We start from the raw sequence: 25,292 nt of genomic DNA on the forward strand, positions 1-25,292 counted from the left end.
TTACCGCGTCTGCTCACTAATAAAGGCGTTAATCCAATGGCGCAAGACCCCGTTTTTGAGCGTGCGACACGCTTTTTGTCCGCGCTGCGACATTGCCAGATGTTGGGCTTGAAGTTGCACAGCGCCAGTCGTGAGGGGCTGACCGTGATCCTGCCTTACAGCCCCCAGATCGTCGGCAACCCCCTTACAGGCATCATCCATGGTGGCGCGTTGACCTCATTGATGGACACGGCGTGTGGCATGTCGACATTGTGCGTGTTGCCGCAGTTCGAGGTCTGTCCGACCCTGGACCTGCGCATCGACTACATGCACGCCGCTGAGCCGAACAAGGATGTCTATGGCTTTGCCCAATGCTATCGGGTCACTCAGGACGTGATCTTCAGCCGTGGTTTTGCCTATCAGGACGACCCCGAACAACCCATCGCCCATGTGGTGGGCACCTTCATGCGCCTGGGCCAGCACGCCAGGGGAATCAACAGGGGTGGCCCGCTGGCTGCCGTAGGCAAGCCATGACCGATATCACTGAGGAACAACTGCGCCATGCATGCGAGCGAGGCGACTACGCGTTGCTGCTGGCCTCGATTCCCTATGCACGGCTGATCGGTGTCGAATGCTCGCGTCAGGGCGAGGAGCTGCTGTTTCGCCTGCCGGCCAACAAGGACAACATTGGTAACCCTTTATTGCCGGCCATCCACGGCGGCGTCATCGCCGGTTTCATGGAGTTGTCGGCCGCGGTGTATCTGCTGATTGCCACCCGTGCGACGGGCGTGCCGAAAATCATCGATTTTTCCCTGGATTACCTGCGCGCCGGGCAGTTTCGTGACACTTATGCCAGATGCCAGGTCTGGCGCCAGGGGCGACGGGTGGCCAATGTCGCGATCACCGCCTGGCAGGATGTCGAGGCCCAGCCCATTGCCACTGCCCGGGCGCATTTCAAGATTCAGGAGTCTTCAAAAACGCATTGCCCTTGAAATCATCACCGTTGCCCCCACCTTGAGGACATCCCGCCGCCAATCTCAGCGAGGCGGACACCACCATCCACTTGGAGTTTGATGACCATGAGCGTGGAAACTCAAAAGGAAACCCTGGGCTTCCAGACCGAGGTGAAGCAACTGCTGCACCTGATGATTCACTCGCTGTATTCGAATAAGGAAATTTTCCTTCGCGAGCTGATTTCGAACGCCTCTGACGCTGTCGACAAATTACGTTTCGAAGCCCTGTCCAAGCCAGAGTTGCTGGAAGGTGGCGCCGAACTGAAAATCCGCGTGAGCTTCGACAAGGACGCCCAAACCGTCACCCTCGAAGATAACGGCATCGGCATGAGCCGCGAAGAGGTGATCACTCACCTGGGCACCATCGCCAAGTCCGGCACCGCCGATTTCATGAAGAACCTCTCCGGCGACCAGAAAAAAGACTCTCACCTCATTGGCCAGTTCGGTGTCGGTTTCTATTCCGCGTTCATCGTCGCTGACCAGGTCGAAGTGTTCAGCCGCCGTGCCGGCCTCGCTGCAAGCGAAGGCGTGCATTGGTCGTCCAAGGGCGAAGGCGAGTTTGAAGTCGCCACCGTCGATAAGGCTGATCGCGGCACCCGTATCGTGTTGCACCTCAAGTCTGGCGAAGACGAATTCGCCGATGGCTGGCGCCTGCGCAACATCATCAAGAAGTACTCCGACCATATCGCGTTGCCGATCGAGCTGCCGAAGGAAGTCACCGCTGCCGAAGGCGAAGAAAAACCGGAAGTGGAATGGGAAACCGTCAACCGCGCCAGTGCCCTGTGGACACGTCCACGCACCGAAGTTAAGGACGAGGAATACCAGGAGTTCTACAAACACGTCGCCCATGATTTCGAGAACCCGCTGAGCTGGAGCCACAACAAGGTCGAAGGCAAGCTGGAGTACAACTCGCTGCTCTACGTGCCGGCCCGTGCACCTTTTGACCTGTACCAGCGCGAAGCACCACGCGGCCTGAAGCTTTACGTGCAGCGCGTATTCGTGATGGATCAGGCCGAATCGTTCCTGCCGCTGTATCTGCGCTTCATCAAGGGCGTGGTCGATTCCAATGACCTGTCCCTGAACGTCTCGCGGGAAATCCTGCAGAAAGACCCGATCATCGACTCCATGAAGTCGGCGCTGACCAAGCGTGTCCTGGACATGCTGGAAAAACTGGCGAAGAACGAGCCAGAGCAGTACAAGGGCTTCTGGAAGAACTTTGGCCAGGTGATGAAGGAAGGCCCTGCCGAGGACTTCGCCAACAAAGAAAAAATCGCTGGTCTGCTGCGCTTTGCTTCCACCCAGGGTGACGATGGCGAGCAGATCGTTGGCCTGGCCGACTACCTGGCCCGCGCCAAGGAAGGTCAGGACAAGATCTACTACCTGACCGGTGAAACTTATGCACAGGTCAAGAACAGCCCGCATCTGGAAGTCTTCCGCAAGAAAGGCATCGAAGTGCTGCTGCTGACCGACCGCATCGACGAATGGCTGATGAGCTACCTCAGCGAGTTCGATGGCAAGAGCTTCGTTGACGTGGCCCGTGGCGACCTGGACCTGGGTAACCTGGATTCGGAAGAAGACAAGAAAGCCGCCGAAGAAGTCGCCAAGAGCAAGGAAGGCCTGGTTGAGCGGATCAAGACTGCCCTAGGCGATGCCGTCAGCGAAGTGCGGGTTTCTCACCGCCTGACCGACTCCCCGGCGATCCTGGCCATTGGTGAACAGGACCTTGGCCTGCAGATGCGGCAGATCCTTGAAGCCAGCGGCCAGAAGGTCCCGGATTCCAAGCCGATCTTTGAATTCAACCCGGCTCACCCGCTGGTGGATAAGCTCGACAACGAGCAGAGCGAAGAGCGTTTCGGCGATCTGTCGCACATCCTGTTCGATCAGGCCGCCCTGGCGGCAGGTGACAGCCTGAAGGACCCGGCGGCGTACGTGCGCCGCCTGAACAAGCTGTTGGTTGAACTGTCAGCTTAATCAAGTGCAGGAAAAACCCGCTTCGGCGGGTTTTTTCATTTCTGGTGTTCCGTTTCAAGAGGAGTCCGTCATGAGTCAGGTTACGGTTCGTTCGCTGGTGTATCAGATCGATGGTCAAACCTATGAGGGCCGCCTGGCCTTCGACGTAAGCCAGCAGGGCTCGCGCCCGGGTTTGTTGATGGCGCCCAATTGGATGGGCGTAGGGGCGGGGGCCGAGGAAATCGCCAAGTCGGTGGCGGCCAACGGCTATGTTGTGCTGATCGCCGATCTCTATGGCCAGGAGGTGCGCCCGACCAATGCCGATGAAGCCGCCGCGGCGATGATGCCGCTCAAGAATGACCGTGCCTTGTTGCGCAAGCGCATGCAGGCGGCGTTCGAGCAGCTGCAAAGTCAGGGTGAGGCGCAGGTCGATGCGTCCAGACTTGCCACGTTCGGCTTCTGCTTCGGTGGTTGCTGCTCCCTGGAGCTAGCGCGCACAGGCGCAGCGTTGAAGGCCGCCATCTCGTTCCATGGCACCCTGGACACACCCGATCCGGCGGATGCGCAGAACATCAAGGGGGCGGTGCTGGTCATGCATGGCGCCTCGGACCCGTTGGTGCCTAAAGAGCAACTGCCGGCCTTTGAAGACGAAATGAACGCCGCCGGGGTGGATTGGCAACTGCTGAGCTACGGTGGCGCGGTGCATTCGTTCACCGATCCAGAGGCTAATGTCCCGGGCAAGATGATGTACGACGCCAAGGTTGCCGCACGGGCGTTCAGGTCGATGCATAATTTGCTGGATGAAGTGCTCAGGGGCTGAGTCGGATTAAGTCTGGTTTTTCTGTTGTCTGGGCCGGCCCCTTCGCGAGCAAGCCCGCTCCCACAGTGGATCGCGACGTTTACAGATGCTGTGTTCGCCAGAGATCAAATGTGGGAGCGGGCTTGCTCGCGAAGGGGGCAGCCCAGACATTCTTGGATTCAGGGCAACTCAATCCGCTCACTTTCCCCCGGCACGGTCGGCCAGTCCCCGGCCGCCCAACGCCGGCGGGCTTCGTCTATTCGCGCCGGATCGCTGGAGACGAAATTCCAGTTCATCCGTCGTGGCCCGTCCAGTGGCGCACCGCCGAACAGCACGGCATGGCAGTCGCTGTCGGCGAACAGCGTCATTTCCTCCCCGGCCGGGAGCACCACTAACGAGTGGGGTTCCAGTGGTTCACCGTCTAGCTGTGCCTCACCGCTGAGCAGATACAGTGCCCGCTCTTCATGCTCAGTGGGAATCAGCAGGGTTGTTGCGGTTTGCAGGTTCAGCTCGGCGTACAGGGTAGGGGACAGCGTCGGGACTGGCGATTGCAGGCAAAAACCCGACCCGGCGATCATCCGGATTTTTATCCCCAGGTTATCGCTGACCGGCAGGGTGTGTGCCGGATGATGGCTGTAGTGTCCAGGTCCCTGTTCATGGGATTGGGGCGAGGCCAGCCAGACTTGCAAGCCATGCATGATGAAATCGCTGCCCAGCAGTGTCTCGGGCGTGCGCTCGACATGGGCAATGGCGCTGCCCGCGGTCATCCAGCTGACGTCCCCTGCATCGACTATTTGATCGGAGCCAAGGCTGTCCTTGTGCTGGAGTTTCCCTTCGAACAGGTAGGTGAGGGTCGACAACCCGATGTGGGGATGCTGACGAATGTTCATGCCTTGACCGGCCTTGTAGGAGGTTTGCAGCATGTGGTCGAAAAACACGAACGGTCCGACGCTGCGACACTTGGCGGACGGCAGTGGGCGAAGAATCGGCTGGCCTTCCACATCTTCTGCGCGTGGGCGAATGGTCAGGGGCATGATCATGATGTCTTCCAGGTTGAACAACGGATGGGTAAAGCATAACCCGCTGTGACACCTTGCGGCACATGGGCCTTGAACCCGGACGGGACGGTCGGGGTCTATCCTGTTCATAGCCTTCTGGAGTCCGCCCGTGCCCTTGACCCGTCTGATCTTCGCCTGGCTGCTGGCCGTTTCGAGCAGCGGCGTCATGGCCCGCGAATATACCTACAGCGATGCGCACCTGCATTACGTCGATTTCTTTCAGGAGACTGCCGGCATGCCCGAGTTACTGAAGGCGATGGCCGACAATCGCATCGAGCATGTGATGATTTCCGGCATACCGGTGGCCAAGAAATGGCATGAGGACGAGCCAAAACGCCCGCGTTACTACGCCGGTGACGATGCGGACGCCTATTGGTACAGCGCCACCGATGTGATTGTCGCGGCGGCGGTGAGCAAGTTGACCGCTGAACAACGTCAGCACTTTCATCCTTTTTTGTCCGGCTTCAACCCCAACGACAAGAACTCCGCCATGCATATCCAGCGCATGCTCGATCTCTATCCGGGGTTGTGGCAAGGCATTGGTGAGGTGTTCACCCGCCATGACGACCTGACGGCGCTGACTTCGGGCGATACCCCGCGGGCCAACAACGAGGCCATGACGCGGATCTATCATCTGGCGGCAGAGAACGATCTGCCGGTGCTGCTGCACTCCAACATCACCTCCAAGCGTGAGAAAAATGCGCTGTATTTGCCGGAAATTGAAGAGCCGCTGCGTAATCATCCCCACACGCGGTTCATTTGGGCGCATGCCGGCACCAGCATGGAGATCCATCGTCACCAGACGCGGCTGGATTTTCTGTTGCCGACACTGACCCGGATGCTGGAGAGCTATCCGAACCTGTACATAGACCTGTCCTGGAGCGTGCTCACGCCGTACTTGCTGGACGAGGCGGGCAAGCCCCGCGAGGCGTGGATCAAGCTGGTGGAGCGCTTCCCGGAACGCTTCATGTTGGGGTCAGATGTAGTGGGACGTTTCGACAACGTCGGTAAGGAATTACGCAGCTTTGATTCGTTCCTGGATGCGCTACCGGAAGGTGTGGCGAGGAAAGTGGCTCGGGATAATTTCCTGGCGGTGTTATGTGGGAGCAAGGTTTGCCCGCGATGAAGGTCTTACAATTTCGCAATGGGGGAGGGTGCATCGCGAGCAAGCTTTGCTCCCACAGAAGCTATCAGTGCACAAGGTGACCATCGCTTTGTCATCAGCCTGTCACCCCCGCGTCATACCCTCGCGCTCATCTCAATCAAGGAGCGCACTATGCACCTCACCCGTTCAAGCGCACTGGTCGCGCTGTTGTCGGTCTGCGGCCTGGCCCAGGCAGAAGTTCGTGTCGAAGGCCCGGTGGAGTACGGTATCTTCGAAGGACCTCAAGCTGAACTGCAATCGGGGGAGCGGGTTCTGCGCCGCAGCAACGAGCAGATCCGCGAGACTGAAAGTGTGCCGGCCAAGCTGGGCACCAAGTTCGGCCTGCGCTACCGCTTGGTGGGCAAGGTGGCTGACGACCAGCCATTGACCCTGTTGTACTTCACGCCAGGCATTCGCACCCCTGATGGCGTGCGCCACGATAAATTCGAAGTCACCCAGAAACTGGTGCCCGGTGCGCCTCAGGATGTGATGGCCTACGAATTCACCGAAAGCCACGAAGTGGTGCCGGGGGAATGGCGGTTCATGGTGTTCCAGGGTGATCGATTGCTGGCGCAGCAGCGGTTTGTGGTGCGCTGAATTCCATCCACTGTAGGCCTCATGTGGGAGCGGGCTTGCTCGCGAATGCGGTGTGTCAGGCACCATATTTGTCAGCTGAAACATTGCATTCGCGAGCAAGCCCGCTCCCACATAGAACTCAGGCATATTTGCCAGGCAAAAAAACGCCCCGAACCAGTCGGGGCGTTTTTGTGTGTGGCGTTGCGGCGGGGCTTACTTGCCCTGCCAGCGCTTCAGTACCAAGGTGGCGTTGGTGCCGCCGAAGCCAAAGCTGTTGCTCATTACGGTGTCGATTTTGGCGTCTTCGCGAGTTTTGGTCAGAATCGGCAGGTCGGCCACTTCCGGGTCCAGTTCCTCGATGTTGGCCGAACCGGCGATGAAGTTGCCTTCCATCATCAACATGCAGTAGATCGCTTCGTGAACGCCAGCGGCGCCCAGGGAGTGACCCGACAGGCTCTTGGTGGAGCTGATGGCCGGGGCGTTGGCGCCGAATACTTCGCGCACGCCTTTCATCTCCGCCACGTCACCGACCGGGGTCGAAGTGCCGTGGGTGTTCAGGTAGTCGATGGGCGTGTCAACGGTGGACATGGCCATCTGCATGCAGCGGATGGCGCCTTCGCCGCTTGGAGCGACCATGTCGTAGCCGTCGGAAGTGGCGCCGTAGCCGACGATTTCCGCGTAGATTTTTGCGCCACGGGCCAGAGCGTGTTCCAGCTCCTCTACCACCACCATGCCGCCGCCGCCAGCAATGACGAAGCCGTCACGGTCGGCATCGTAGGCGCGGGAAGCTTTTTCCGGGGTGTCGTTGCGCTTGCTGGACAGGGCGCCCATGGCGTCGAACAGGAACGACTGGCTCCAATGTTCTTCTTCACCGCCGCCAGCGAACACGACGTCCTGCTTGCCCATCTGGATCTGCTCCATGGCGTTGCCGATGCAATGGGCGCTGGTGGCGCAGGCAGAGGCGATGGAGTAGTTCAGGCCCTTGATCTTGAATGGCGTGGCCAGACAGGCGGAAACGGTGCTGCTCATGGTCCGCGTGACACGGTACGGGCCGACACGCTTGACGCCTTTTTCGCGCAGGATGTCCAACGCTTCCATCTGGTTCAAGGTGGAGGCTCCACCGGAACCGGCGATCAGACCGGTGCGCGGGTTGGACACCTGCTCTTCGGTCAGGCCGGAGTCAGCGATGGCGTCCTTCATGGCCAGGTAGGCGTAAGCCGCCGCATGGCCGACGAAACGGTAGATCTTGCGATCGATCAGCTCTTCGAGGGGAAGGTCAATGGAGCCGGAAACCTGGCTACGCAGACCCATTTCGGCATATTCCGGATTGAACCGGATGCCAGGGCGACTTGCACGCAGGTTAGCGGAGACGGTCTCTTTGTCATTGCCTAGGCACGAAACGATGCCCAGACCAGTGATAACGACGCGGCGCATGCGGATAACCCTTAGAAGTTGTCAGTGGAGGTGAAAACGCCGACCCGAAGGCCTTCGGCGGTGTAGATCTCGCGACCATCCACAGCTACCGAACCATCGGCAATGGCCATGTTCAGCTTGCCCTTGAGGACGCGTTTGATATGAATGTTATAGGTAATCTTCTTGGCGGTCGGCAGAACCTGACCGAAGAACTTCACTTCGCCCGAACCCAGGGCGCGACCGCGGCCCGGCAGGCCTTGCCAGCCGAGGAAGAAGCCGACCAATTGCCACATGGCATCCAGGCCCAGGCAGCCCGGCATCACCGGATCACCTTCGAAGTGGCAGGCGAAAAACCACAGGTCAGGAGTGATGTCCAGCTCGGCGACCAATTCACCTTTGCCGTACTTGCCACCCTCTTCGCTGATATGGGTGATGCGATCCACCATCAGCATGTTCGGGGCGGGCAGTTGCGCGTTACCTGGGCCGAACAGCTCACCGCGACTGCAGCGCAGCAGGTCTTCCCGAGTAAAGGCGTCTTGTTTGGTCATGCGAGCTCCTCAATAGTCCCATGCGGCAGGGTGGGGCAAATCTTCCCGGCCGATCGAAGCGTTCATGCCTCGAATCGACAGCCTACTCATAGACTATTGCGTTGTAGTGAAAGTCACAGCACACAGGAAATGAATGTACACCTGTGCACTGAAATTTTTATTCAAGCCCCAATCGGGACTTGTTCGGGTGCTTAAGACTGCCGCACTTTCGCCTTTCACGCCAGTCGCAGATGGTTTAAACGCCTGCACTAACGCACCCAGCGCTGCAGAATTTGCTGCAGATCAGCTCTTTTGAACGGTTTGGCCAGGTAATCGTTCATGCCCGCCGCGAGACAGGCTTCGCGATCGCCCTGCAGCGCATTGGCTGTCAGGGCAATGATCGGCACCTCGCCGCAGCCGGGTAACTGGCGGATCTGTCGCGTGGCTTCGTAGCCATCGATGATAGGCAGCCGGCAATCCATCAGGATGGCCTCGAACATCAGGCTTTCGGCGCTACGGATAGCCTGGGCGCCGTCAGCGGCGATGCTGACGGTGAACCCCAGACTGCGCAACATGGCTTCGATCACGGTCTGGTTCACGGGATTGTCTTCCACCAGCAGCACATTGCGACCCTCGCCATGACCGCTGCCGCTACCGTCGGGCAGCCTTGGCGCCAGGGTCATCGGTGCCTTTTGCGACAGGGCCAGAGGGATCTCAAGGGTAAACACCGAACCCCGGCCCTCTTCGCTCTGGGCGCGCAATGTGCCCCCCATGCGCTCAGCCAGGGTGCGGGCAATCGGCAGCCCCAGACCGGTGCCACCGTAGCGCCGGGAAATCGAACTGTCGGCTTGCTGGAAGGCATCGAACATGCGCTCCAGGCTTTCGGTCGCAATCCCGATGCCACTGTCGCGCACCGTGCAGGTAAACCACAGGAGTTCGTGATCCAGCGCCTGCCACTGGCATTGCACGGTGACGCTGCCTTGCTCGGTGAATTTCAGGGCATTGCCGATCAGGTTGACCAGGATCTGCCGGATCCGCGTCGGATCGCCTTGCACCTGTAAAGCCTGCATGTCGTCAGGGATCAGCAGGTCCAGGCCCAGCTTGCGTTGCGCGGCGCTGTGCTGGAACGCCTGGGCGCAACTGGCAACCAGCTCCGCCAGATTGAACGGGATGTGCTCCAGCTCCAGGGCCGAGCGCTCAATGCGCGAGAAGTCGAGGATGTCGTTGATGACCTTCAACAGGTGCTCGGTGGATTCGCTGGCCAGCGCCGTGTACTCGAACTGCTCCTCCGTCATTTCGGTGGTTTCCAGCAGTTGCAGCATGCCCAGTACACCGTTCATGGGGGTGCGCAGTTCATGGCTCATCATTGCCAGGAATTCGGATTTGGCGCTGTTGGCCTTTTCCGCCTCTTCCCGGGTTTTGATCAACTGCGCCATGGCCTGGTGCTGTTCACGGCTGGCTTGCTCGAGACCGTCGGCCAGATTGTTGATATGCCGCGACAAGGCCCCCAGTTCGGCATCGTCGACGATGGGCAGCGGCGTGCTGTAGTCGCCTTGCTGGATCGCCATGACTGCGTTGCCGATGTCGCGTATTGGCCGGGACAGGTTGGATGCCAGGCGACGTGCCACCAGAAAGGTGAACAGCAGGGCGAACAGCGCCAGGATTGCGGCCTTGAGCAGGATTTCCTGCTGCCGCTGGCTGAAAGCGTCACTGGACATGCCGACGATCACCCGGCCCAGGTAATCCTCACCGGGCGCCTCGATGGTCGTGCTGTTGCCTTGCAGAAAATCATTGTTCAAGGCAATGCGCTGCAGGCGAACCGGCGCCTGGAAAACCTCGATCTGCTGGGAATGATTGCGGCTTTGCGCGGGTTGCTCGACATACACCACAACCCGATCCGTGCTGTCTTGCACCTCGAGAAAACGCACATGAGGCGTGGCCAGCGTGGCGGTGAGCAGGCTTTCCAGCACCTCGTTGTTGCCCGAGATCACCCCATATTCCGTGGCAGGGGCCAGTTGGTTGGCGATCAACTGCCCGGTGTGGTTGAGTTCCTGGCGCAGGTCCTGGATTCGCACGAAGGTAAAGAAGCTGATCAACAGCACCGTCAGCAGCAATGCCGGGCCGAGGGCGATAAGCTGGGTGCGGGTATTGATGTCCCAACGGCGACGCAAGGTCATGGGCGTTGTTCTCCTTCGGCCAACTGTGCAGCGACGGATTCGGCGTTAATCGGTTCGATTCCCAGTGAACGGGCGACCTGTTGGTTGCTCAGGACTTTGAAGCGGGCCGGATACAGGGTGCGGGGCCAGGTGGTGGCGGGGCGGTCAAGCAAGTCGTCGAGAATTGCCAGCCAGTCTTCCTGGTCGCTGTAGGTGCTGGCCAGGCTGCCGGCCTTGACGAAAGCAGCATTGGGCCCGATCAGCGCACGTTGCCGGGCGTAGCTGCTGAGCAACAGGTTTTTTACCGTCTTGGGGTTGTACAGATCGGGGTCGTCGAGCCCCAGCAGCACATCGCTGTTGCGCAGCAGTTTTTGCAGAGGGCGGCTGTCACTGGTGTCGTCCCAGCGTTCACTCACGATCTCCAGGCCCAACGGCGTCGCTGCCTGGCGGATTTCTTTGAGCAGGAATTCGCTGTGCTCGTCGAACAGCACGCCGACCCTGCGCATTTGCGGAAGGATCGCGCGAATCAGGCGCAATTGCCGCGCCTGCGGTGGATCGCTCCACAACAGGCTCAGGTGATCGGGCGTTGTCTCGCCCAGGCGGTCCCGGGCTTGTTGGCGGCTGATTCGCAATACCAGGGTGGCCGGCCCGTGAGTTTCCTGCAGGCGCCAGTCGAGACTGGGCAGGTCAAGCAAGATCAGGCGGACATTGCGTGGCAGTTTGCCGGGCGCCGGCAGGCTGGCCAGAGGCGTAAACCTGACTTTGTCCTCGGGGCGCAGGGCCTTCAGGGCCTGGGTGAAAGACTGCACACCAGGGCTGTTATGCACGCCGGTCAGTACAATCTCGGCAGCCCGGGCCTCGATCGTTGCCAGCCAGCCTGCAAGCACCAGGCACAGCGCCAGCGGCAGGCGGCCACGAAAGGGCGTCTTGCGCGATCGAGCCCGGAACATCTAGAACGACAACTCCGCGGTGAAATACAGGACGTGGCGGGAGTCGTAGCGGTTGTCGACAAACGTGGTGGGCTGGTTGTCGAGGCGCTGTTGCAGGACGCCCGCCAGTTCCAGGTTGGCCTTGCCCAAAGGAATGCGTTTGGAGAGACGGGTGTCGATTCGTTCAAAGCGATAGCCGTTCAGGTCGTCGGCGCCATAATAGAACACTGCACTGTTCCAGCCTCGGCCCCAGTCCCGCAGCCAGCCGGCCGAACCGCTGTTGCGGGCGGTCGGCTGTTCGTCGAGGGCGTTACTGGCCAGGGCATCGACGTAGGCATAGGTCAGGCGCAGGCGGTCGGCGCTGGTGATGCGCCAGTCGAGTTGGGTTTCGGCCCCGGAAAACTGTGATTCATTGGCGTTGCTGGCTATGTACTGATTGTTGCGCAGGGGTTCGCTGATCATGCCGGTGATTTCGTCATGGAACAGCTTCACATCGACCGCCAGCCCCAGGTTCATGAAATAACCGTTGTAGCCCAGTTCCCGGGAGCGCATGTGTTCCTGGTCCAGGTTCCCTGGGCCTCGGGTCTGGACAAAGTAACGGGCGCTGCTCTGGCCGAAGGCGGTGGGCTTGAGGTTGGTGACCTGATAACTCCAATTGACATTGTTCTCGAACATGTCCGGCGAGCGCACCGCCTCGGAGTACACCGCCCGCAGGCCATGACGCGGGGTGATCAGGTAGTTGACCGCCACCCGCGGCGTCAGCGAGCTGCCGGTCAGGTGGGTGTCTTCGAACATCGCACCGCCCTGTACCAGCCAGTGCTCGCTGGCCCGCCACTCCAGCTGACCGAACAAGCGCCAGGTGGTGTCGTCCAGCGTGCCGTTGAAGTACGTCTCGGAGTTGGCCCGGTCGTAGCGATAGTTTGCCCCGGTGACCAGTCGCAGGCTGTCGGACAGGCTCAGGGTGTCCTGGATTTCCAGGTCGTAGCGCGACTCACGGGCGCTCTGGTCGATATCGCCGCACAGGGTTTGCGAGGCGCCGTTGCGCCATTGATCGAGCACCTGATTGGCCAGCGCCTGTTCCTGTGGGGTGCCGGGTGGCGCACCGGTGCCGGTGAAGCTGGGAATATTACGCGCCAGCTTCTCGGCGTAGTTAGGGTTGAGCAACCACAGATCGGTCAACTGCGGGCTGAAGGATACCTCGGCATCGCACGCACGCCAGGTCTGCTGGCGATCCCAGTGCTGAATCGAGCCTTGTACATAAAGGCTGTGGTTGGGATTCAGGTCCAGGTTCCAGCGCAGCGAACCGGCGTAGTCCTTGGCGACAACATCGGAATTATCCCCGGCGGCTGTAATCCCGGCGAACACTGGACGGTAGGTATAAGGCCGCTGATTGGTCCCGTCCTTGGCGTTCAGTTGCCAGTCGATGCTCTGCTGTTCGTTCAGGGTCTGGCTGACGGACAGGTTGAAACGGTTCAAGCGTCGACTGTCGCGGTAATCGGTGCCGTTGCGGTTACTGTCAAAGCCGTCGTCTTCCTGGCCGGACAATGAGAGCCGCAGGTCACCGCCCTCCCAACCGCTGCCCTGGCTGGCATACCAGTCGCTGATGCCACGCTCGCCACGGGTGATTTTCAGGCGCGTGCCATGGCTGTCGGCCGGAGCGCGGGTGATGATATTGACCACCGCCATCAGGGCATTGGCGCCGTAGCTGACGGTGTTGGGGCCGCGGAAGACTTCGATCCGCTCGATGTCCTCCATGGCCACCGGAATATCGCTCCAGTCCACCGTGGCCAGGCCGGCGCGATACACCGAGCGGCCATCGATCAGCACCTGCATGCGCCGGGCTTCGGTGGCGTTGGTGCCGTGGTAGTTCACGGCAGCCTGGTTGCCGCTGATATTGCCGACCATCATGCCTGGCACCAGGCGCAGCAGTTCGCTGATGTCCCGGGCGCCGCTGGCCTTGATCAATTCGCTGTCCAGCACGGTCATGCTGCCGGGGACCGCCGCCGGCGATTGCTTCAGGCGCGTGGCCGTCAACACTTGGGGCAGGGGCTGGCTGTCGACGAACAAGTCGTCGGCCAGCACTGGCGGGCTGATGAACAGCGCCAATAGTAGCGACGAGCCTGAACGGGAAGGGCCAACGAACACGACACAGCCTTTGATTCGGGAAAGGATGGCGGGCATGTTAACCGAGGTGAGCGACTTTTCCATTCACGTTGACAGCATTTTCCTAGGAATTGATGGTCAGCTTCCTACAACTGCCGGTAATTGTAGTCGGGGCTGGTCGCGATCCGGCTGCTCCGTATAATGCCCGGCATTGCCACTTGGTATGGATGAACGGATTGCATATGACTGAACAGCGCCCGATTGCGGTCCTGGGGGGCGGGAGTTTCGGTACCGCCGTGGCCAATCTGCTGGCCGAGAACGGCCACCCGGTACGCCAATGGATGCGTGACCCGGAGCAGGCCGAGGCCATCCGGATCAATCGCGAGAACCCGCGTTACCTCAAGGGCATCAAGATCCGCCCTGAAGTTGAGCCGGTGACTGACTTGCAGGCGACTTTGCAAGACTGCGACCTGTTTTTTGTCGCCTTGCCGTCCAGCGCCTTGCGTTCGGTCCTGGCGCCCCATGCCGAACGCTTGAGCGGCAAATTGCTGGTGAGCCTGACCAAGGGGATCGAAGCCCAGACCTTCAAGCTGATGAGCGAGATTCTCGAAGAGATCGCCCCGAAGGCTCGAATCGGCGTGATTTCCGGGCCGAACCTGGCGCGCGAGATCGCCGAGCACGCCCTGACCGCCACCGTGGTCGCCAGTGAAGACGAAGAGCTGTGTCAGCGGGTCCAGGCCGCGCTGCATGGCCGCACCTTTCGGGTCTACGCCAGCGCCGACCGTTTCGGTGTGGAACTGGGCGGGGCGCTGAAGAACGTCTATGCAATCATCGCCGGCATGGCGGTGGCGCTGGGCATGGGGGAAAACACCAAGAGCATGCTGATTACTCGGGCCCTGGCGGAAATGACCCGCTTTGCCGTCAGCCAGGGCGCCAATCCCATGACCTTCCTGGGGCTGGCCGGGGTCGGCGATTTGATCGTCACCTGTTCCTCCCCCAAGAGCCGCAACTACCAGGTCGGCTTCGCCCTCGGTCAGGGGTTGAGCCTGGAAGAGGCCGTGTCGCGTCTGGGCGAAGTGGCCGAAGGGGTGAATACGCTCAAGGTACTCAAGGCCAAGTCTCAGGAGTCTGGGGTCTACATGCCACTGGTCGCGGGGTTGCATGCGATTCTGTTCGAAGGGCGCACGCTGGAACAGGTGATCGAACTGTTGATGCGTGGCGAACCCAAGACCGACGTCGATTTCATTTCCACCAGTGGCTTCAACTGAGCCTCAATTGATCAGAAGCAGGAGCAAACCATGAACGATCCAAAAGGGCAGGCCCGATACGAGTCCATCCTGCTGCGTGTGTTGTGGATGGTGATTTACCTGCTGGTCTGGCAGGTGGCGCAATTCATCCTGGGCGCCGTGGTACTGGTGCAACTGATCTACCGGCTGATCTATGGCGCGCCGAGTGCCAGCCTGATGAACTTTGGTGACAGCCTGAGCCAGTTCCTGGCGCAGATCGGCCGTTTCGGCACCTTCCACAGCGACCAGAAGCCCTGGCCATTCGCGGACTGGCCAACCCCGCGCACGCCGGAAGGTGAAGCGCCTCACGCCGTGGCTCCGGCCCCGCATCCGGTTCGGGACGAGGAGCCGAAACTATGAAACTTTGGGTATTGCGTCATGGTGAGGCCGAGCCTCATGGTGCCCGTCCCGATCCCGAGCGGACCCTGACCCTGCATGGTCGTGAAGAGGTGCTGCGCAGCGCTGGCCGGTTGATGGGCGAGCCGTTGCGGGCCATCTACGCCAGCCCTTATGTGCGCGCCCAGCAGACCGCGCAACTGGTGCGTGAAGCGCTGGGTTTCGAACCGGCGCTGATCACCGTGGACTGGCTCACCCCGGAGACCCGGCCGCAAACCGTCCTGGAACACCTCAAGGATCAGGATGATGTACTGCTGGTCAGTCATAACCCGCTGGTGGGCAGCTTGCTGGGTTTTCTCCAGCATGGGCACTTGCAGCAACCGGAGCAGGTGCAAACAGCCGGGCTGGCGGAGCTTGCGGGCGATCTGCCCTTGGCTGGGGCTATGGCGCTCAAGAGCATCAAGCACCCATAAGATTGAGCACCCTGAAAATCATAAAGGAAGGGCAACGATGAGTCTGTGGCGCACCACCCCCAACATTGAGCAACTGAACCTCAAAAGTAAAAACACCATCAGCGAAGTGCTGGACATTCGTTTCGAATCTTTCGACGACGAATCCCTGACCGCCAGCATGGTGGTCGATCACCGCACCCATCAGCCATTCGGCCTGTTGCATGGCGGTGCGTCGGTGGTGCTCGCTGAAACGGTCGGGTCCATGGCCGCCTATCTGTGCGTGGACACCAGCAAGTTCTATTGCGTGGGTCTGGAGATCAATGCCAATCACTTGCGCGGTGTGCGCAGCGGTCGGGTGACGGCCACTGCCCGGATGATCCATCTGGGCCGCACCACCCAGGTCTGGGACATCCGCCTGACCAACGACGAGGGCAAGGTCAACTGCGTGTCGCGCCTGACCATGGCCGTGGTGCCGCTGGGCGAGCAGCCGCCGGCACGTTGACGCTCTAGCTGGACGCAATCCTGCGGTGAGGGGATCTTCTGTGGGAGTAAGGCTTGCCCACGATGGTGTCGACGCGCAACACCTGATCCACCCCAGCGTCTGCATCGCGGGCAAGCCTTGCTCCACAAGTCTCCTCGCCACATGGGCAGTGCTGACAGCTTGATAGCCCCATAGCCCCATAGCCCAAGCCCGACTGTCATCATTCCTGTCAGTTACGGTCATTGCCGCGCCACCGGGTTGTGCGGACAATCGTTGGCAGTTTCCCCATGGATCCACTGTCATGTCGCAACAGGTGTTTTTCGCCCACGCCAATGGTTTTCCCTCGGCCACCTACGGCAAGCTGTTCGCCGCGCTGGCGCCGCAGTACGAGGTCGCGCACCTGGAATTGCACGGCCATGACCCGCGTTTTCCGGCGGACGATAACTGGCACAACCTGGTGGACGAACTCATCCATCATCTGGAACAACAACCTGAACCGGTGTGGGGCGTCGGCCATTCCCTGGGTGGCGTTCTGCATCTGCACGCCGCATTGCGCTGTCCCCAGTTATATCGTGGTGTGGTGATGCTCGATTCGCCGGTGCTGACCCGTGCCGATCAGTGGGTGATCCTGGCCGCCAAGCGCCTGGGGTTCATCGATCGCCTGACTCCGGCGGGACGGACGTTGGGTCGGCGTGAAGAGTTCACTGACCTGGAATCGGCCCGGCAGTATTTTTCCGCCAAGACGCTGTTTCGTGGGTTCGACCCGGAATGCTTTGACGCCTACCTGCAACATGGTTTGCAGCAAGTCGGCGACCGCTTGCGGCTGCGCTTCGATCCGGCCACGGAGATCAGCATTTACCGCGGCGTGCCGCACACCAGTCCCGGGCGGGCCCGTATGCTCAAAGTGCCGCTGGCGGTGGTGCGCGGCCGGCAGAGTCGCGTGGTGATGCGTCATCACACTCGTTCGGTGGGGCGAATGCCCCATGGCGAATCCCTGAGCATGCCCGGCGGCCACATGTTTCCTCTGGAACGTCCTCAGGATACGGCCAGGCTGCTCAAGGAGCTTTTTCAGCGTTGGGAAGGGCGCAGCTTATGAGTGTGGTCGAAGAAGTCCGCCTGAGCCTGCCCCACATTGAACTGGCAGCCCACCTGTTCGGACCGGAGGATGGCCGGCCGGTGATCGCCTTGCACGGCTGGCTGGACAACGCCAACAGCTTCGCCCGGCTGGCCCCCCGGCTTGAGGGCCTGCGGGTCATTGCCTTGGACATGGCCGGTCACGGTCACTCCGGGCATCGTCCGCCCGGTGCCGGCTATGCCCTGTGGGACTATGCCCATGATGTGCTGCAAGTCGCCGAACAACTGGGCCTGGCGCGTTTCGCCCTGCTGGGGCATTCCATGGGCGCCATCGTCTCGCTGGTGCTCGCCGCCGCGTTGCCCGAACGGGTCACGCACCTGGGGCTGATCGACGGGGTGATCCCTCCCACGGACAAAGGCGAAAATGCCGCTGAACGCATGGGCATGGCCCTGCAGGCGCAGCTGGATTTGCAACAAAAACGAAAACCGGTCTACAAAACCCTCGACCGGGCCATTGAGGCCCGCATGAAAGGGCTGGTGGCGGTCAGCCGCGAAGCCGCCGAGTTGCTGGCCCAGCGCGGCCTGATGCCGGTGCCGGGAGGCTACACCTGGCGCACCGACAATCGCCTGACCTTGCCATCGCCGCTACGCCTGACCGATGAGCAGGCCATGGCCTTCGTGGCGCGGGTCGCTTGTCCGGCGCATCTGGTGGTGGCTGCCGACGGCATGCTTGCCCGACACCCTGAGTTGCTGGAGCGTCTACCCTTCAGTCATGAACGGTTGCCCGGCGGTCATCATTTGCACCTGAACGACGAGGCTGGCGCCGCGCTTGTAGCAGACTGTTTCAATCGGTTCTTCACCGTTTCTTGACTTGCGCCCGGCAACTGTCGAGGCTGGGCGGGTTGAAAAAGGGAGACAACCATGACAGATCTCTGTTTAGCGGCCTCGCAGCGCATTGATGACACCGGCCTCACCCCAGAGACCCAGGCCATGCCGATCCGATGAAATTATCCATTCATTCACTCGCCTTGCTTACGCTGGCCTGCTTCAGCCCGGCATCGTTTGCCGCCGATGTTCCCGGCAGTCGGGACCTGGAGCGGGTGCCCCGCATGCCCGACGCGCAAATTGTCGATTACCGGCAAACCACTGACCTGGAGCGGATTTATCCCCTGGGTTCGATCCGCAAGATCAGCGGCCAGTTGCGTTTCGACGGCCAGGTCGATGCCCGTGGCAACACCACGTCGGTGACCTACGAACTGCCGCCGGAACACTCCGCCACCCAGGCCTTTACCGCCGCCCGCGAAGCCTTGCAGAAGCAGGACGCGCAACTGTTGTTCTGGTGCCAGGCCCGTGATTGCGGCGAAAGCAGCCTTTGGGCCAACGAAGTGTTTGGCAATGCCAAGCTCTACGGCGCCGATAACGGTCAGGCTTACCTGCTGCTGCGCCTGGCGCCGCCCGCGGACAACACGCTGATTGCGCTGTATGGCATTACTCGTGGCAATCGCAAGGCCTACCTGCACGTCGAACAGTTCGAGGCAAACGCCTCGCTGGGAAGCCTGCTGCCCACATCGGCCACGCTGTTGCGCCAGCTCAAGGACACCGGCGTGCTGGACTTGCCGCGCCTGGTCGGTGAGCCGGACGAAACCTGGTTGCGCCTGCTGTCCCGGGCGCTGAACCTGGACACGGGCCTTCGGGTGACTGTCGGCGGTCCCCAGGCCGAGGCCTGGCGGCAGGCACTGATTGCCCAGGGTGTCCGGGCGGCGCGAATGGAGGCCGCCAGGGGCGATGCGGCGGGCCTGCATCTTGAGCTGCTGCGTTAAGCTGTTTCGGGCGACGTGCTTCGCGCCGTCAGCCCGGCCCTGTTTCTATTTCGAGACCTGACATGCTCAATAACGATCGGCTGTTGGTGCAGATCCTGCTCCTGGTGTTGTTCGGTGCAAGCTTCTGGGTGATGGCTCCGTTCTGGTCGGCGCTGTTCTGGGGCGCGGTGCTGGCGTTTGCCAGTTGGCCGCTGATGCGCCTGCTGACCCGCTGGGTCAATGGTCGCGAGTCGCTGGCTGCGGCTTTGCTGACCGTGGGCTGGATGGTGCTGGTGGCGGTGCCACTGGTGTGGCTGGGCTTCAACCTGGCCGATCATGTGCGCGATGCCACGGCATTTATCAAGAATGTGCAGGTCGAAGGCCTGCCCGATCCGCCAGTATGGCTGGCGGGCCTGCCGCTGGTGGGCGGACGGTTGGTGGGTATCTGGAACAGCATCGATCAGCAAGGTGCAGCCATGATGGTCTCCGTCAGGCCGTATCTGGGTCAGGTCGGCAACTGGCTGTTGGCCCGCAGTGCCCAAATCGGCGGTGGCATTCTCGAACTGGCCCTGAGCATTGTGTTCGTGTTCTTTTTCTACCGTGACGGTCCGCGCCTGGCGGTGTTCGTGCACGGGTTGCTGGAGCGTCTGATCGGCGACCGTGCCGGTTACTACATCGAACTGGTGGCCGGTACGGTGCAGCGTGTGGTCAACGGCGTGATCGGCACTGCGGCGGCCCAGGCGGTGCTGGCGCTGATTGGTTTCCTGATCGCTGGCGTACCGGGGGCATTGGTGCTGGGCATCGTCACCTTCCTGTTCAGCCTGATTCCCATGGGGCCGCCCCTGGTCTGGATCCCCGCCACGGCATGGCTGGCGTGGAAGGGCGAATACGGGATGGCGGTGTTCCTGGGGATCTGGGGCACCTTCATCATCAGCGGCGTGGACAACGTACTCAAACCCTACCTGATCAGCCGTGGCGGAAACCTGCCGTTGGTGATCGTGTTGCTGGGGGTGTTCGGTGGCTTGATTGCCTTCGGTTTCATTGGGCTGTTCATTGGTCCGACCCTGCTGGCGGTGGCCTACAGCTTGCTGACGGACTGGAACAAGAGTCAGGCGCGATCACCCCACTCCTGAGGCCAGCACAAACCTTTGTGGCGAGGGGATAGATCCCCTCGCCACAAGTGGGCTTCGATCCGGCAGGCAAGCCTGGCTCTGAAAAAGCCAGGGTTGCCGGTCAATCAAGTCGCCACATTCAGGTATTTCCCCACGGGGGCGACATCATCCAGCGAGTATTGTCGGCTGAGGTTGGCGATCATCCTGTTCAGCGCTTCACTGACGTTGGTCTGGTCGGTGGAGCTGTCGCCGGTGCGGTTGGCCTGTACAGCGCTGGTCAGTTCGCTGGTGTCGATGCTGCTCTGAGCATCGGCGTCGAGCTGGCTGAGCAACGCCTCACTGGAGGCCTGTTGTGGCGGAGGCGGTGGCGGGGCGAGGCTGGCGGCGAGTTCGTCGAGGCTGACGGTACCGTCCTCATTCTCGTCCAGGGCCGAGAATATTTCCTGGCTGTCGGCAGTGCTGCCGGCGCTCGCCAGACCATTGCTCAGCTCCTCGCTACTCACCTCGCCATCACCGTCGGCGTCCAGGGTGCTGAGCAGCGCATCGGCCAGTTCGGTCGTCGGCGCCTGGTCTCGTGGTGGCGGAGGCGGTGGCGCCATCGCGGCTATCTCATCACTGCTCAGGTCACCGCTGCCGTCGCTGTCCAGGTCGCTGAAATTGTCGCTCAGGCTGACCAGGATGCCGTCGTCACTCTTGTGCGACAGGGCCGTGCTCAATTCATCCTGATCGACCGAGCCGTCGGCGTTGCTGTCGAGCTTGCTGAGCAGTTCCTTTTGAAACTGCTGGCTGCGGGCACTGCTGCTCGCGGTACTGCTGGTACTGGTATAGGTTGAGTAACTGCTGACGCTACCGATCATGAGCGCTCTCCTTGGACTGGGATAACCGGTGGGTGTACCGGCTTATACAGCCTCGATGGCGCAGTTGTCGTGGGTGTGTGGGGTTTGTACCGGCGGGTGTACAAATTCAGCCCCCGGCGCTGCTCCCACATGGGATTGAGGTTGTTTCAGGTGCGCGGCAAGCGGATCACCGCCGTTAACCCACCCCCCGGCGTTTCTTCCAGACTCAACTGCCCGCCCAAGCGTTCGGCGGCTTCCCGGGCGATGGTCATGCCCAGGCCGACGCCGCCGGAGTTGCGGTTGCGTGAGCCTTCCAGGCGATAGAAGGGCTCGAACACCGCTTCGCGTTTATCCGCTGCAATCCCGGGGCCGTGGTCAATCACCCGAATCACTACCTGGTCGCGCTTGTCTTCCAGCGCAATCAACGCATGGCCGGCGTAACGCAAGGCATTGTCCATGAGGTTGTTGATACACGAGCGCAATGCCATCGGCTGCACCTGTAGCGGCGCGCAGCCACCGCTGGCTTGCACGTCGGCACCCTGGTCCTGGGCGTTTTCGCTCAGCGATTCCACCAAGGCCTGCACGTCCATCCATTGCAGCGCTTCGCTGGTGCGTTGCTCGTGCAGGTAGGTGAGGGTGGCGTCGAGCATGCCAATCATATCGTTCAGGTCCTGACGCATCTGGCCCTGCAGCTTGATGTCATCGATCTGTTCCAGGCGCAGCTTGAGCCGCGAAAGCGGAGTGCGCAGGTCGTGGGACACCGCACCGAGCATGCGCGAACGCTGCTGCACCTGCTCGCGAATTCGCTGTTGCATGAGGTTGAAGGTATGGGCAGCCTGGCGGGCCTCCCGGGGGCCAGTTTCCTCCAACGGTGGGCTGTCGAGGTTTTCGCTCAGGCGTTCGGCGGCATCGCTCAGGCGCTGGATGGGCCGGGTCAGCAGTTTGGCGCCGTACCAGGCGGCGACGATCAGGCACACGAACTGAAAGGTCAGCGGTACCACCGGGCCTCCGAACCAGGGACGTGGAGTGTGTTGGGGGGGCGGGTTAAAGCGCGGTGGACCTTCGCCTTGCCGGGAGAATTCCGGCGGTGGCCCGGGGGGCGGTGGTGGGCCGTAATAAAAAAACCAGGCAAAGGCCAACAGATGCGCCAGGACGATCGCCAATAACAGCACGCCAAACAGGCGGCCGAACAAGGTGTCGAGGCGCAAGCGCATCAGCCGATGTCTCGGGCGTCGAACAGATAGCCCTCGCCGCGGACGGTCTTGATCAGTTGCGGCGCCTTGGGGTCGTCACCCAGCTTTTGGCGCAGGCGTGAGACCAGCAGATCGATGCTGCGGTCGAACGCCTCGATGGAGCGTCCACGGGCGGCGTCGAGCAACTGTTCGCGGCTCAGTACCCGGCGCGGTCGTTCGATGAACACCCACAACAGCCGGAACTCGGCGTTGGACAGCGGCACCACCAGCCCGTCGGCGGAGATCAGCTGGCGCAGTACGCTGTTGAGTCGCCAGTTATCGAAGCGAATATTGGCCCGTTGCTCGGTGCGGTCGTCGCGCACCCTGCGCAGGATCGTCTGGATCCGCGCCACCAGTTCCCTGGGTTCGAAAGGCTTGGCCATGTAATCGTCGGCGCCCAGCTCCAGGCCGATGATGCGGTCGGTAGGCTCGCACCGGGCGGTGAGCATCAGGATCGGAATGTCTGATTCGGCGCGCAACCAGCGACACAGCTGCAAGCCGTCTTCGCCTGGCAGCATCAGGTCGAGCACGACCACGTCGAAATGCTCAGCCTGCATCGCCAGGCGCATGGCCGCGCCATCGGTCACGCCGCTGGCGCGTATGCTGAAACGGGCCAGATAATCGATCAGCAGCTCACGGATCGGCACATCGTCATCGACGATCAACGCCCGGGTGCTCCAGCGTTTATCATCGTCGGGCGCTTTTTTGATCGCCAGAATTTGCAACAGGGGTGTTCTGCATGGGTGCATCATCTGCCAGGTAAGCTGCCAACCACAAAGAAGGCGGCGAGGTAGTGGCTCCAGCATAGGCTCCGGGCCGCGAGGCGGGAAGCGCTGAAAGGACGGGGTGCGGCGCCAGACGGTAGCGTGCGGGCGTGTTGCGCGCGTGTCATGAGTGTATCGACTTCGACACAAAGGCCGGCATCGTCCATGCTGTCCGGGCACGATGATGATTTACCGATCATCGGGTCCCGCACGGGCGCTGGTTCCGCTACAATGCGCGCCGATTTCGACTTGCCTGAGAGCCCGCTCATGTCCGCCTGCCAGACGCCCATCATCGTTGCCTTGGATTTCCCTGCCCGTGACGCCGCCCTGAAGCTGGCCGACCAGTTGGACCCCAAGCTGTGCCGGGTCAAAGTCGGCAAGGAGCTGTTCACCAGTTGCGCTTCGGAAATCGTCGGGACCCTGCGTGACAAGGGTTTTGAAGTATTCCTGGATTTGAAATTCCACGATATTCCCAATACCACCGCCATGGCCGTCAAGGCAGCCGCCGAAATGGGCGTGTGGATGGTCAACGTACATTGCTCCGGCGGCCTGCGCATGATGGCGGCCTGCCGTGAAGTGCTGGATCAGCGCAGCGGTCCGAAACCGTTGCTGATCGGCGTGACCGTGCTGACCAGCATGGAGCGCGAGGACCTGGCTGGCATCGGCCTGGATATCGAGCCTCAGGAACAGGTACTGCGCCTGGCGGCGCTGGCCGAAAAAGCCGGCATGGACGGCCTGGTCTGTTCGGCCCTGGAAGCCCAGGCCCTGAAAACCGCGCATCCGTCGCTACAGTTGGTGACTCCGGGGATTCGTCCGGCGGGCAGTGCTCAGGATGATCAGCGCCGCATCCTGACCCCGCGTCAGGCACTGGACGCCGGCTCCGATTACCTGGTGATCGGCCGACCGATCAGCCAGGCAGCGGATCCAGCCAAGGCACTGGCGGCGGTTGTGGCCGAACTGGCCTGACTAAACGCCGGGGTTTCCCCTTGTGGGGGCGGGCTTGCTCGCGAATACGCAGTGTCAGGCGCCCTTTATGCCAGCTGACACACCGCATTCGCGAGCAAGCCCGCTCCCACAGTTGATGTGTATCAGACCTTAAGCACAAGCTTCCCGAAATTCTCCCCGCTGAACAATTTGGTCAGTGTCTCGGGAAATGTCTCCAGTCCTTCAACGATGTCTTCCTTGCTCTTGAGCTGCCCCTTGGCCATCCAGCCGGCCATTTCCTGTCCTGCGGCGGCGAACTGAGAGGCATAGTCCATGACCACGAAACCTTCCATGCGCGCCCGGTTGACCAGCAGCGACAGGTAGTTGGCCGGGCCTTTCACCGCTTCCTTGTTGTTGTACTGGCTGATGGCACCGCAAATCACCACGCGAGCCTTGAGGTTCAAGCGACTGAGCACCGCATCGAGGATGTCGCCGCCGACGTTGTCGAAGTACACATCCACGCCTTTGGGGCATTCGCGCTTGAGGCCGGCATGGACGTCTTCGTTCTTGTAGTCGATGGCGCCATCGAAGCCCAGCTCATCGATCAGGAATTTGCATTTGTCGGCCCCGCCGGCGATGCCCACCACACGGCAACCTTTGATCTTGGCGATCTGCCCGGCGATGCTGCCCACCGCACCGGCGGCGCCCGAGAGCACTACCGTCTCGCCGGCCTTGGGCGCGCCAACGTCCAGCAGGGCGAAATAGGCGGTCATGCCGGTCATGCCCAGTGCTGACAAGTAGCGCGGCAATGGCGCCAGTTTCGGATCGACCTTGTAGAAGCCTCGCGGCTCGCCAAGGAAATAATCCTGCACACCCAGCGCACCGTTGACGTAGTCACCGACCGCAAAACCCGGGTTGTTCGAGGCAACCACCTGGCCTACGCCCAAGGCGCGCATCACTTCACCGATGCCTACCGGCGGGATGTAAGACTTGCCTTCGTTCATCCAGCCGCGCATGGCCGGATCCAGGGACAGATATTCGTTCTTCACCAGAATCTGACCGGCTTCCGGTTCGCCGACCGGTACTTGCTGATAGGTGAAAGTCTCACGGGTCGCAGCGCCCACCGGGCGTTTGGCGAGCAGGAACTGGCGATTGGTCTGGGCAGTCATGGCTGGCACTCAAGATGAATGAAGCCTTGTTGATAGACCTTCGAAGCGTTTGTCGCAAGGTTTGCTGATGCAGCGAATGCAGTTCGATCGAACCCAGTGATAATGACGCCGGGGCTGTTATCACTGGCGCCCATGAACGCCCAAACGGCAATTGGATAGTGCTGCCGCATCGTCCGGACC

At 61.2% G+C, this 25,292-nt stretch carries 25 protein-coding genes; 15 read left to right on the forward strand and 10 right to left on the reverse strand.

Features of this window, described 5'->3' with window-relative positions:
• Positions 1-36: 36 nt before the first annotated feature.
• The 4 genes from PSH57_RS07660 to PSH57_RS07675 all read left to right on the forward strand — a co-directional run bounded on the left by PSH57_RS07660 (position 37) and on the right by PSH57_RS07675 (position 3,762).
• Entirely contained in the window at positions 37-513 is a 477-nt protein-coding gene (locus PSH57_RS07660; protein WP_305388792.1) for a PaaI family thioesterase, read from the forward strand.
• Positions 510-971, forward strand: a complete 462-nt coding sequence (locus PSH57_RS07665; RefSeq protein WP_305388793.1) for a PaaI family thioesterase — start codon at positions 510-512, stop codon at positions 969-971. Before PSH57_RS07660 ends, PSH57_RS07665 begins: the two co-directional genes overlap by 4 nt.
• Before the next feature lie 87 nt (positions 972-1,058).
• Positions 1,059-2,963, forward strand: a complete 1,905-nt coding sequence (htpG, locus tag PSH57_RS07670; RefSeq protein ID WP_305388794.1) for a molecular chaperone HtpG — start codon at positions 1,059-1,061, stop codon at positions 2,961-2,963.
• A 70-nt stretch (positions 2,964-3,033) separates the two neighbouring features.
• Positions 3,034-3,762: a dienelactone hydrolase family protein gene (locus tag PSH57_RS07675; protein ID WP_305388795.1), complete on the forward strand. Its 729-nt coding sequence runs from the start codon at positions 3,034-3,036 to the stop codon at positions 3,760-3,762.
• A 158-nt stretch (positions 3,763-3,920) separates the two neighbouring features.
• Here PSH57_RS07675 and PSH57_RS07680 read toward each other — a convergent pair whose 3' ends face one another.
• The gene (locus PSH57_RS07680) at positions 3,921-4,781 is read right to left on the reverse strand and encodes a pirin family protein (protein WP_305388797.1); all 861 of its coding nucleotides are present in this window, start codon (positions 4,779-4,781) and stop codon (positions 3,921-3,923) included.
• Positions 4,782-4,908: 127 nt separating this feature from the next.
• On the opposite strand from PSH57_RS07680, the gene PSH57_RS07685 reads away from it, so the two are divergent.
• Together PSH57_RS07685 and PSH57_RS07690 are read left to right on the forward strand one after the other, a co-directional pair.
• Positions 4,909-5,925, forward strand: coding sequence for an amidohydrolase family protein (locus PSH57_RS07685; protein ID WP_305388798.1), 1,017 nt, complete (start codon positions 4,909-4,911; stop codon positions 5,923-5,925).
• Positions 5,926-6,075: 150 nt separating this feature from the next.
• The gene (locus PSH57_RS07690) at positions 6,076-6,540 is read left to right on the forward strand and encodes a DUF3859 domain-containing protein (protein ID WP_305388799.1); all 465 of its coding nucleotides are present in this window, start codon (positions 6,076-6,078) and stop codon (positions 6,538-6,540) included.
• A 192-nt stretch (positions 6,541-6,732) separates the two neighbouring features.
• On the opposite strand, the gene fabB is transcribed toward PSH57_RS07690, so the two are convergent.
• The 5 genes from fabB to PSH57_RS07715 form a co-directional block, all read right to left on the reverse strand.
• Positions 6,733-7,953: a beta-ketoacyl-ACP synthase I gene (gene fabB, locus PSH57_RS07695; RefSeq protein WP_305388800.1), complete on the reverse strand. Its 1,221-nt coding sequence runs from the start codon at positions 7,951-7,953 to the stop codon at positions 6,733-6,735.
• An 11-nt stretch (positions 7,954-7,964) separates the two neighbouring features.
• Complete coding sequence (gene fabA, locus PSH57_RS07700) at positions 7,965-8,480, reverse strand: 3-hydroxyacyl-[acyl-carrier-protein] dehydratase FabA (protein ID WP_305388801.1); 516 nt, start codon at positions 8,478-8,480, stop codon at positions 7,965-7,967.
• Positions 8,481-8,728: 248 nt separating this feature from the next.
• Positions 8,729-10,636: an ATP-binding protein gene (locus PSH57_RS07705; protein WP_305388802.1), complete on the reverse strand. Its 1,908-nt coding sequence runs from the start codon at positions 10,634-10,636 to the stop codon at positions 8,729-8,731.
• Positions 10,633-11,565 carry an ABC transporter substrate-binding protein gene (locus tag PSH57_RS07710; protein ID WP_305388803.1) on the reverse strand — a complete coding sequence of 311 codons (933 nt, stop codon included), beginning with the start codon at positions 11,563-11,565 and terminating at the stop codon, positions 10,633-10,635. Before PSH57_RS07710 ends, PSH57_RS07705 begins: the two co-directional genes overlap by 4 nt.
• A complete protein-coding gene (locus PSH57_RS07715; RefSeq protein WP_305388804.1) occupies positions 11,566-13,689 on the reverse strand; it encodes a TonB-dependent receptor plug domain-containing protein in 2,124 nt (707 codons plus the stop codon).
• A 200-nt stretch (positions 13,690-13,889) separates the two neighbouring features.
• Between PSH57_RS07715 and PSH57_RS07720 the strand changes: the two genes are divergently transcribed.
• From PSH57_RS07720 to PSH57_RS07755, 8 genes are all read left to right on the forward strand, one after another.
• On the forward strand, positions 13,890-14,915 hold the full coding sequence (locus tag PSH57_RS07720; RefSeq protein ID WP_305388805.1) for an NAD(P)H-dependent glycerol-3-phosphate dehydrogenase: 1,026 nt from the start codon (positions 13,890-13,892) through the stop codon (positions 14,913-14,915).
• A 30-nt stretch (positions 14,916-14,945) separates the two neighbouring features.
• Positions 14,946-15,293: a DUF4389 domain-containing protein gene (locus PSH57_RS07725; protein ID WP_214913404.1), complete on the forward strand. Its 348-nt coding sequence runs from the start codon at positions 14,946-14,948 to the stop codon at positions 15,291-15,293.
• The gene (gene sixA, locus PSH57_RS07730; protein ID WP_256231550.1) at positions 15,290-15,742 is read left to right on the forward strand and encodes a phosphohistidine phosphatase SixA; all 453 of its coding nucleotides are present in this window, start codon (positions 15,290-15,292) and stop codon (positions 15,740-15,742) included. The genes PSH57_RS07725 and sixA overlap by 4 nt, the downstream gene beginning before the upstream one ends.
• Positions 15,743-15,779: 37 nt before the next feature.
• On the forward strand, positions 15,780-16,223 hold the full coding sequence (locus tag PSH57_RS07735) for a hotdog fold thioesterase (protein ID WP_305388807.1): 444 nt from the start codon (positions 15,780-15,782) through the stop codon (positions 16,221-16,223).
• A gap of 280 nt (positions 16,224-16,503) precedes the next feature.
• A complete protein-coding gene (locus tag PSH57_RS07740; protein WP_305388808.1) occupies positions 16,504-17,298 on the forward strand; it encodes an alpha/beta fold hydrolase in 795 nt (264 codons plus the stop codon).
• Positions 17,295-18,146, forward strand: coding sequence for an alpha/beta hydrolase (locus tag PSH57_RS07745; protein WP_305388809.1), 852 nt, complete (start codon positions 17,295-17,297; stop codon positions 18,144-18,146). Before PSH57_RS07740 ends, PSH57_RS07745 begins: the two co-directional genes overlap by 4 nt.
• Positions 18,147-18,289: 143 nt before the next feature.
• Positions 18,290-19,096 carry a DUF4892 domain-containing protein gene (locus PSH57_RS07750; protein WP_305390323.1) on the forward strand — a complete coding sequence of 269 codons (807 nt, stop codon included), beginning with the start codon at positions 18,290-18,292 and terminating at the stop codon, positions 19,094-19,096.
• A 62-nt stretch (positions 19,097-19,158) separates the two neighbouring features.
• Complete coding sequence (locus tag PSH57_RS07755) at positions 19,159-20,208, forward strand: AI-2E family transporter (RefSeq protein WP_305388810.1); 1,050 nt, start codon at positions 19,159-19,161, stop codon at positions 20,206-20,208.
• A 104-nt stretch (positions 20,209-20,312) separates the two neighbouring features.
• Here the strand turns inward: PSH57_RS07755 and xopAW are convergent, their stop codons facing one another.
• The 3 genes from xopAW to PSH57_RS07770 all read right to left on the reverse strand — a co-directional run bounded on the left by xopAW (position 20,313) and on the right by PSH57_RS07770 (position 22,980).
• Positions 20,313-21,044 carry a XopAW family type III secretion system calcium-binding effector gene (gene xopAW / locus PSH57_RS07760; protein WP_305388812.1) on the reverse strand — a complete coding sequence of 244 codons (732 nt, stop codon included), beginning with the start codon at positions 21,042-21,044 and terminating at the stop codon, positions 20,313-20,315.
• Positions 21,045-21,190: 146 nt separating this feature from the next.
• Entirely contained in the window at positions 21,191-22,237 is a 1,047-nt protein-coding gene (locus tag PSH57_RS07765) for a sensor histidine kinase (protein ID WP_305388813.1), read from the reverse strand.
• The gene (locus PSH57_RS07770; protein WP_305444858.1) at positions 22,237-22,980 is read right to left on the reverse strand and encodes a response regulator; all 744 of its coding nucleotides are present in this window, start codon (positions 22,978-22,980) and stop codon (positions 22,237-22,239) included. Before PSH57_RS07770 ends, PSH57_RS07765 begins: the two co-directional genes overlap by 1 nt.
• A 306-nt stretch (positions 22,981-23,286) precedes the next feature.
• Here PSH57_RS07770 and pyrF point away from each other — a divergent pair, with 306 nt between their 5' ends.
• A complete protein-coding gene (gene pyrF, locus PSH57_RS07775) occupies positions 23,287-23,985 on the forward strand; it encodes an orotidine-5'-phosphate decarboxylase (protein WP_305388815.1) in 699 nt (232 codons plus the stop codon).
• A gap of 122 nt (positions 23,986-24,107) precedes the next feature.
• On the opposite strand, the gene PSH57_RS07780 is transcribed toward pyrF, so the two are convergent.
• Positions 24,108-25,112 (reverse strand): NADP-dependent oxidoreductase, encoded by a 1,005-nt coding sequence (locus PSH57_RS07780; RefSeq protein ID WP_305388817.1) that lies wholly within the window; start codon positions 25,110-25,112, stop codon positions 24,108-24,110.
• Between the last annotated feature and the right edge of the window lie 180 nt (positions 25,113-25,292).

It is taken from the genome of Pseudomonas hefeiensis, assembly GCF_030687835.1.
GTDB lineage: Bacteria > Pseudomonadota > Gammaproteobacteria > Pseudomonadales > Pseudomonadaceae > Aquipseudomonas > Aquipseudomonas hefeiensis.

Bases quoted from the DNA above. Each gene is read 5' to 3' on its own strand.
- pyrF (WP_305388815.1), top strand. From the start codon at position 23,287: ATGTCCGCCTGCCAGACGCCCATCATCGTTGCCTTGGATTTCCCTGCC.
- PSH57_RS07765 (WP_305388813.1), bottom strand. From the start codon at position 22,237: ATGCGCTTGCGCCTCGACACCTTGTTCGGCCGCCTGTTTGGCGTGCTG.
- PSH57_RS07665 (WP_305388793.1), top strand. From the start codon at position 510: ATGACCGATATCACTGAGGAACAACTGCGCCATGCATGCGAGCGAGGC.
- sixA (WP_256231550.1), top strand. From the start codon at position 15,290: ATGAAACTTTGGGTATTGCGTCATGGTGAGGCCGAGCCTCATGGTGCC.
- PSH57_RS07680 (WP_305388797.1), bottom strand. From the start codon at position 4,781: ATGATCATGCCCCTGACCATTCGCCCACGCGCAGAAGATGTGGAAGGC.
- htpG (WP_305388794.1), top strand. From the start codon at position 1,059: ATGAGCGTGGAAACTCAAAAGGAAACCCTGGGCTTCCAGACCGAGGTG.
- PSH57_RS07725 (WP_214913404.1), top strand. From the start codon at position 14,946: ATGAACGATCCAAAAGGGCAGGCCCGATACGAGTCCATCCTGCTGCGT.
- PSH57_RS07660 (WP_305388792.1), top strand. From the start codon at position 37: ATGGCGCAAGACCCCGTTTTTGAGCGTGCGACACGCTTTTTGTCCGCG.
- PSH57_RS07675 (WP_305388795.1), top strand. From the start codon at position 3,034: ATGAGTCAGGTTACGGTTCGTTCGCTGGTGTATCAGATCGATGGTCAA.
- PSH57_RS07740 (WP_305388808.1), top strand. From the start codon at position 16,504: ATGTCGCAACAGGTGTTTTTCGCCCACGCCAATGGTTTTCCCTCGGCC.
- PSH57_RS07705 (WP_305388802.1), bottom strand. From the start codon at position 10,636: ATGACCTTGCGTCGCCGTTGGGACATCAATACCCGCACCCAGCTTATC.
- fabB (WP_305388800.1), bottom strand. From the start codon at position 7,953: ATGCGCCGCGTCGTTATCACTGGTCTGGGCATCGTTTCGTGCCTAGGC.
- xopAW (WP_305388812.1), bottom strand. From the start codon at position 21,044: ATGATCGGTAGCGTCAGCAGTTACTCAACCTATACCAGTACCAGCAGT.
- PSH57_RS07745 (WP_305388809.1), top strand. From the start codon at position 17,295: ATGAGTGTGGTCGAAGAAGTCCGCCTGAGCCTGCCCCACATTGAACTG.
- PSH57_RS07755 (WP_305388810.1), top strand. From the start codon at position 19,159: ATGCTCAATAACGATCGGCTGTTGGTGCAGATCCTGCTCCTGGTGTTG.
- PSH57_RS07720 (WP_305388805.1), top strand. From the start codon at position 13,890: ATGACTGAACAGCGCCCGATTGCGGTCCTGGGGGGCGGGAGTTTCGGT.
- PSH57_RS07710 (WP_305388803.1), bottom strand. From the start codon at position 11,565: ATGTTCCGGGCTCGATCGCGCAAGACGCCCTTTCGTGGCCGCCTGCCG.
- fabA (WP_305388801.1), bottom strand. From the start codon at position 8,480: ATGACCAAACAAGACGCCTTTACTCGGGAAGACCTGCTGCGCTGCAGT.
- PSH57_RS07735 (WP_305388807.1), top strand. From the start codon at position 15,780: ATGAGTCTGTGGCGCACCACCCCCAACATTGAGCAACTGAACCTCAAA.
- PSH57_RS07780 (WP_305388817.1), bottom strand. From the start codon at position 25,112: ATGACTGCCCAGACCAATCGCCAGTTCCTGCTCGCCAAACGCCCGGTG.
- PSH57_RS07690 (WP_305388799.1), top strand. From the start codon at position 6,076: ATGCACCTCACCCGTTCAAGCGCACTGGTCGCGCTGTTGTCGGTCTGC.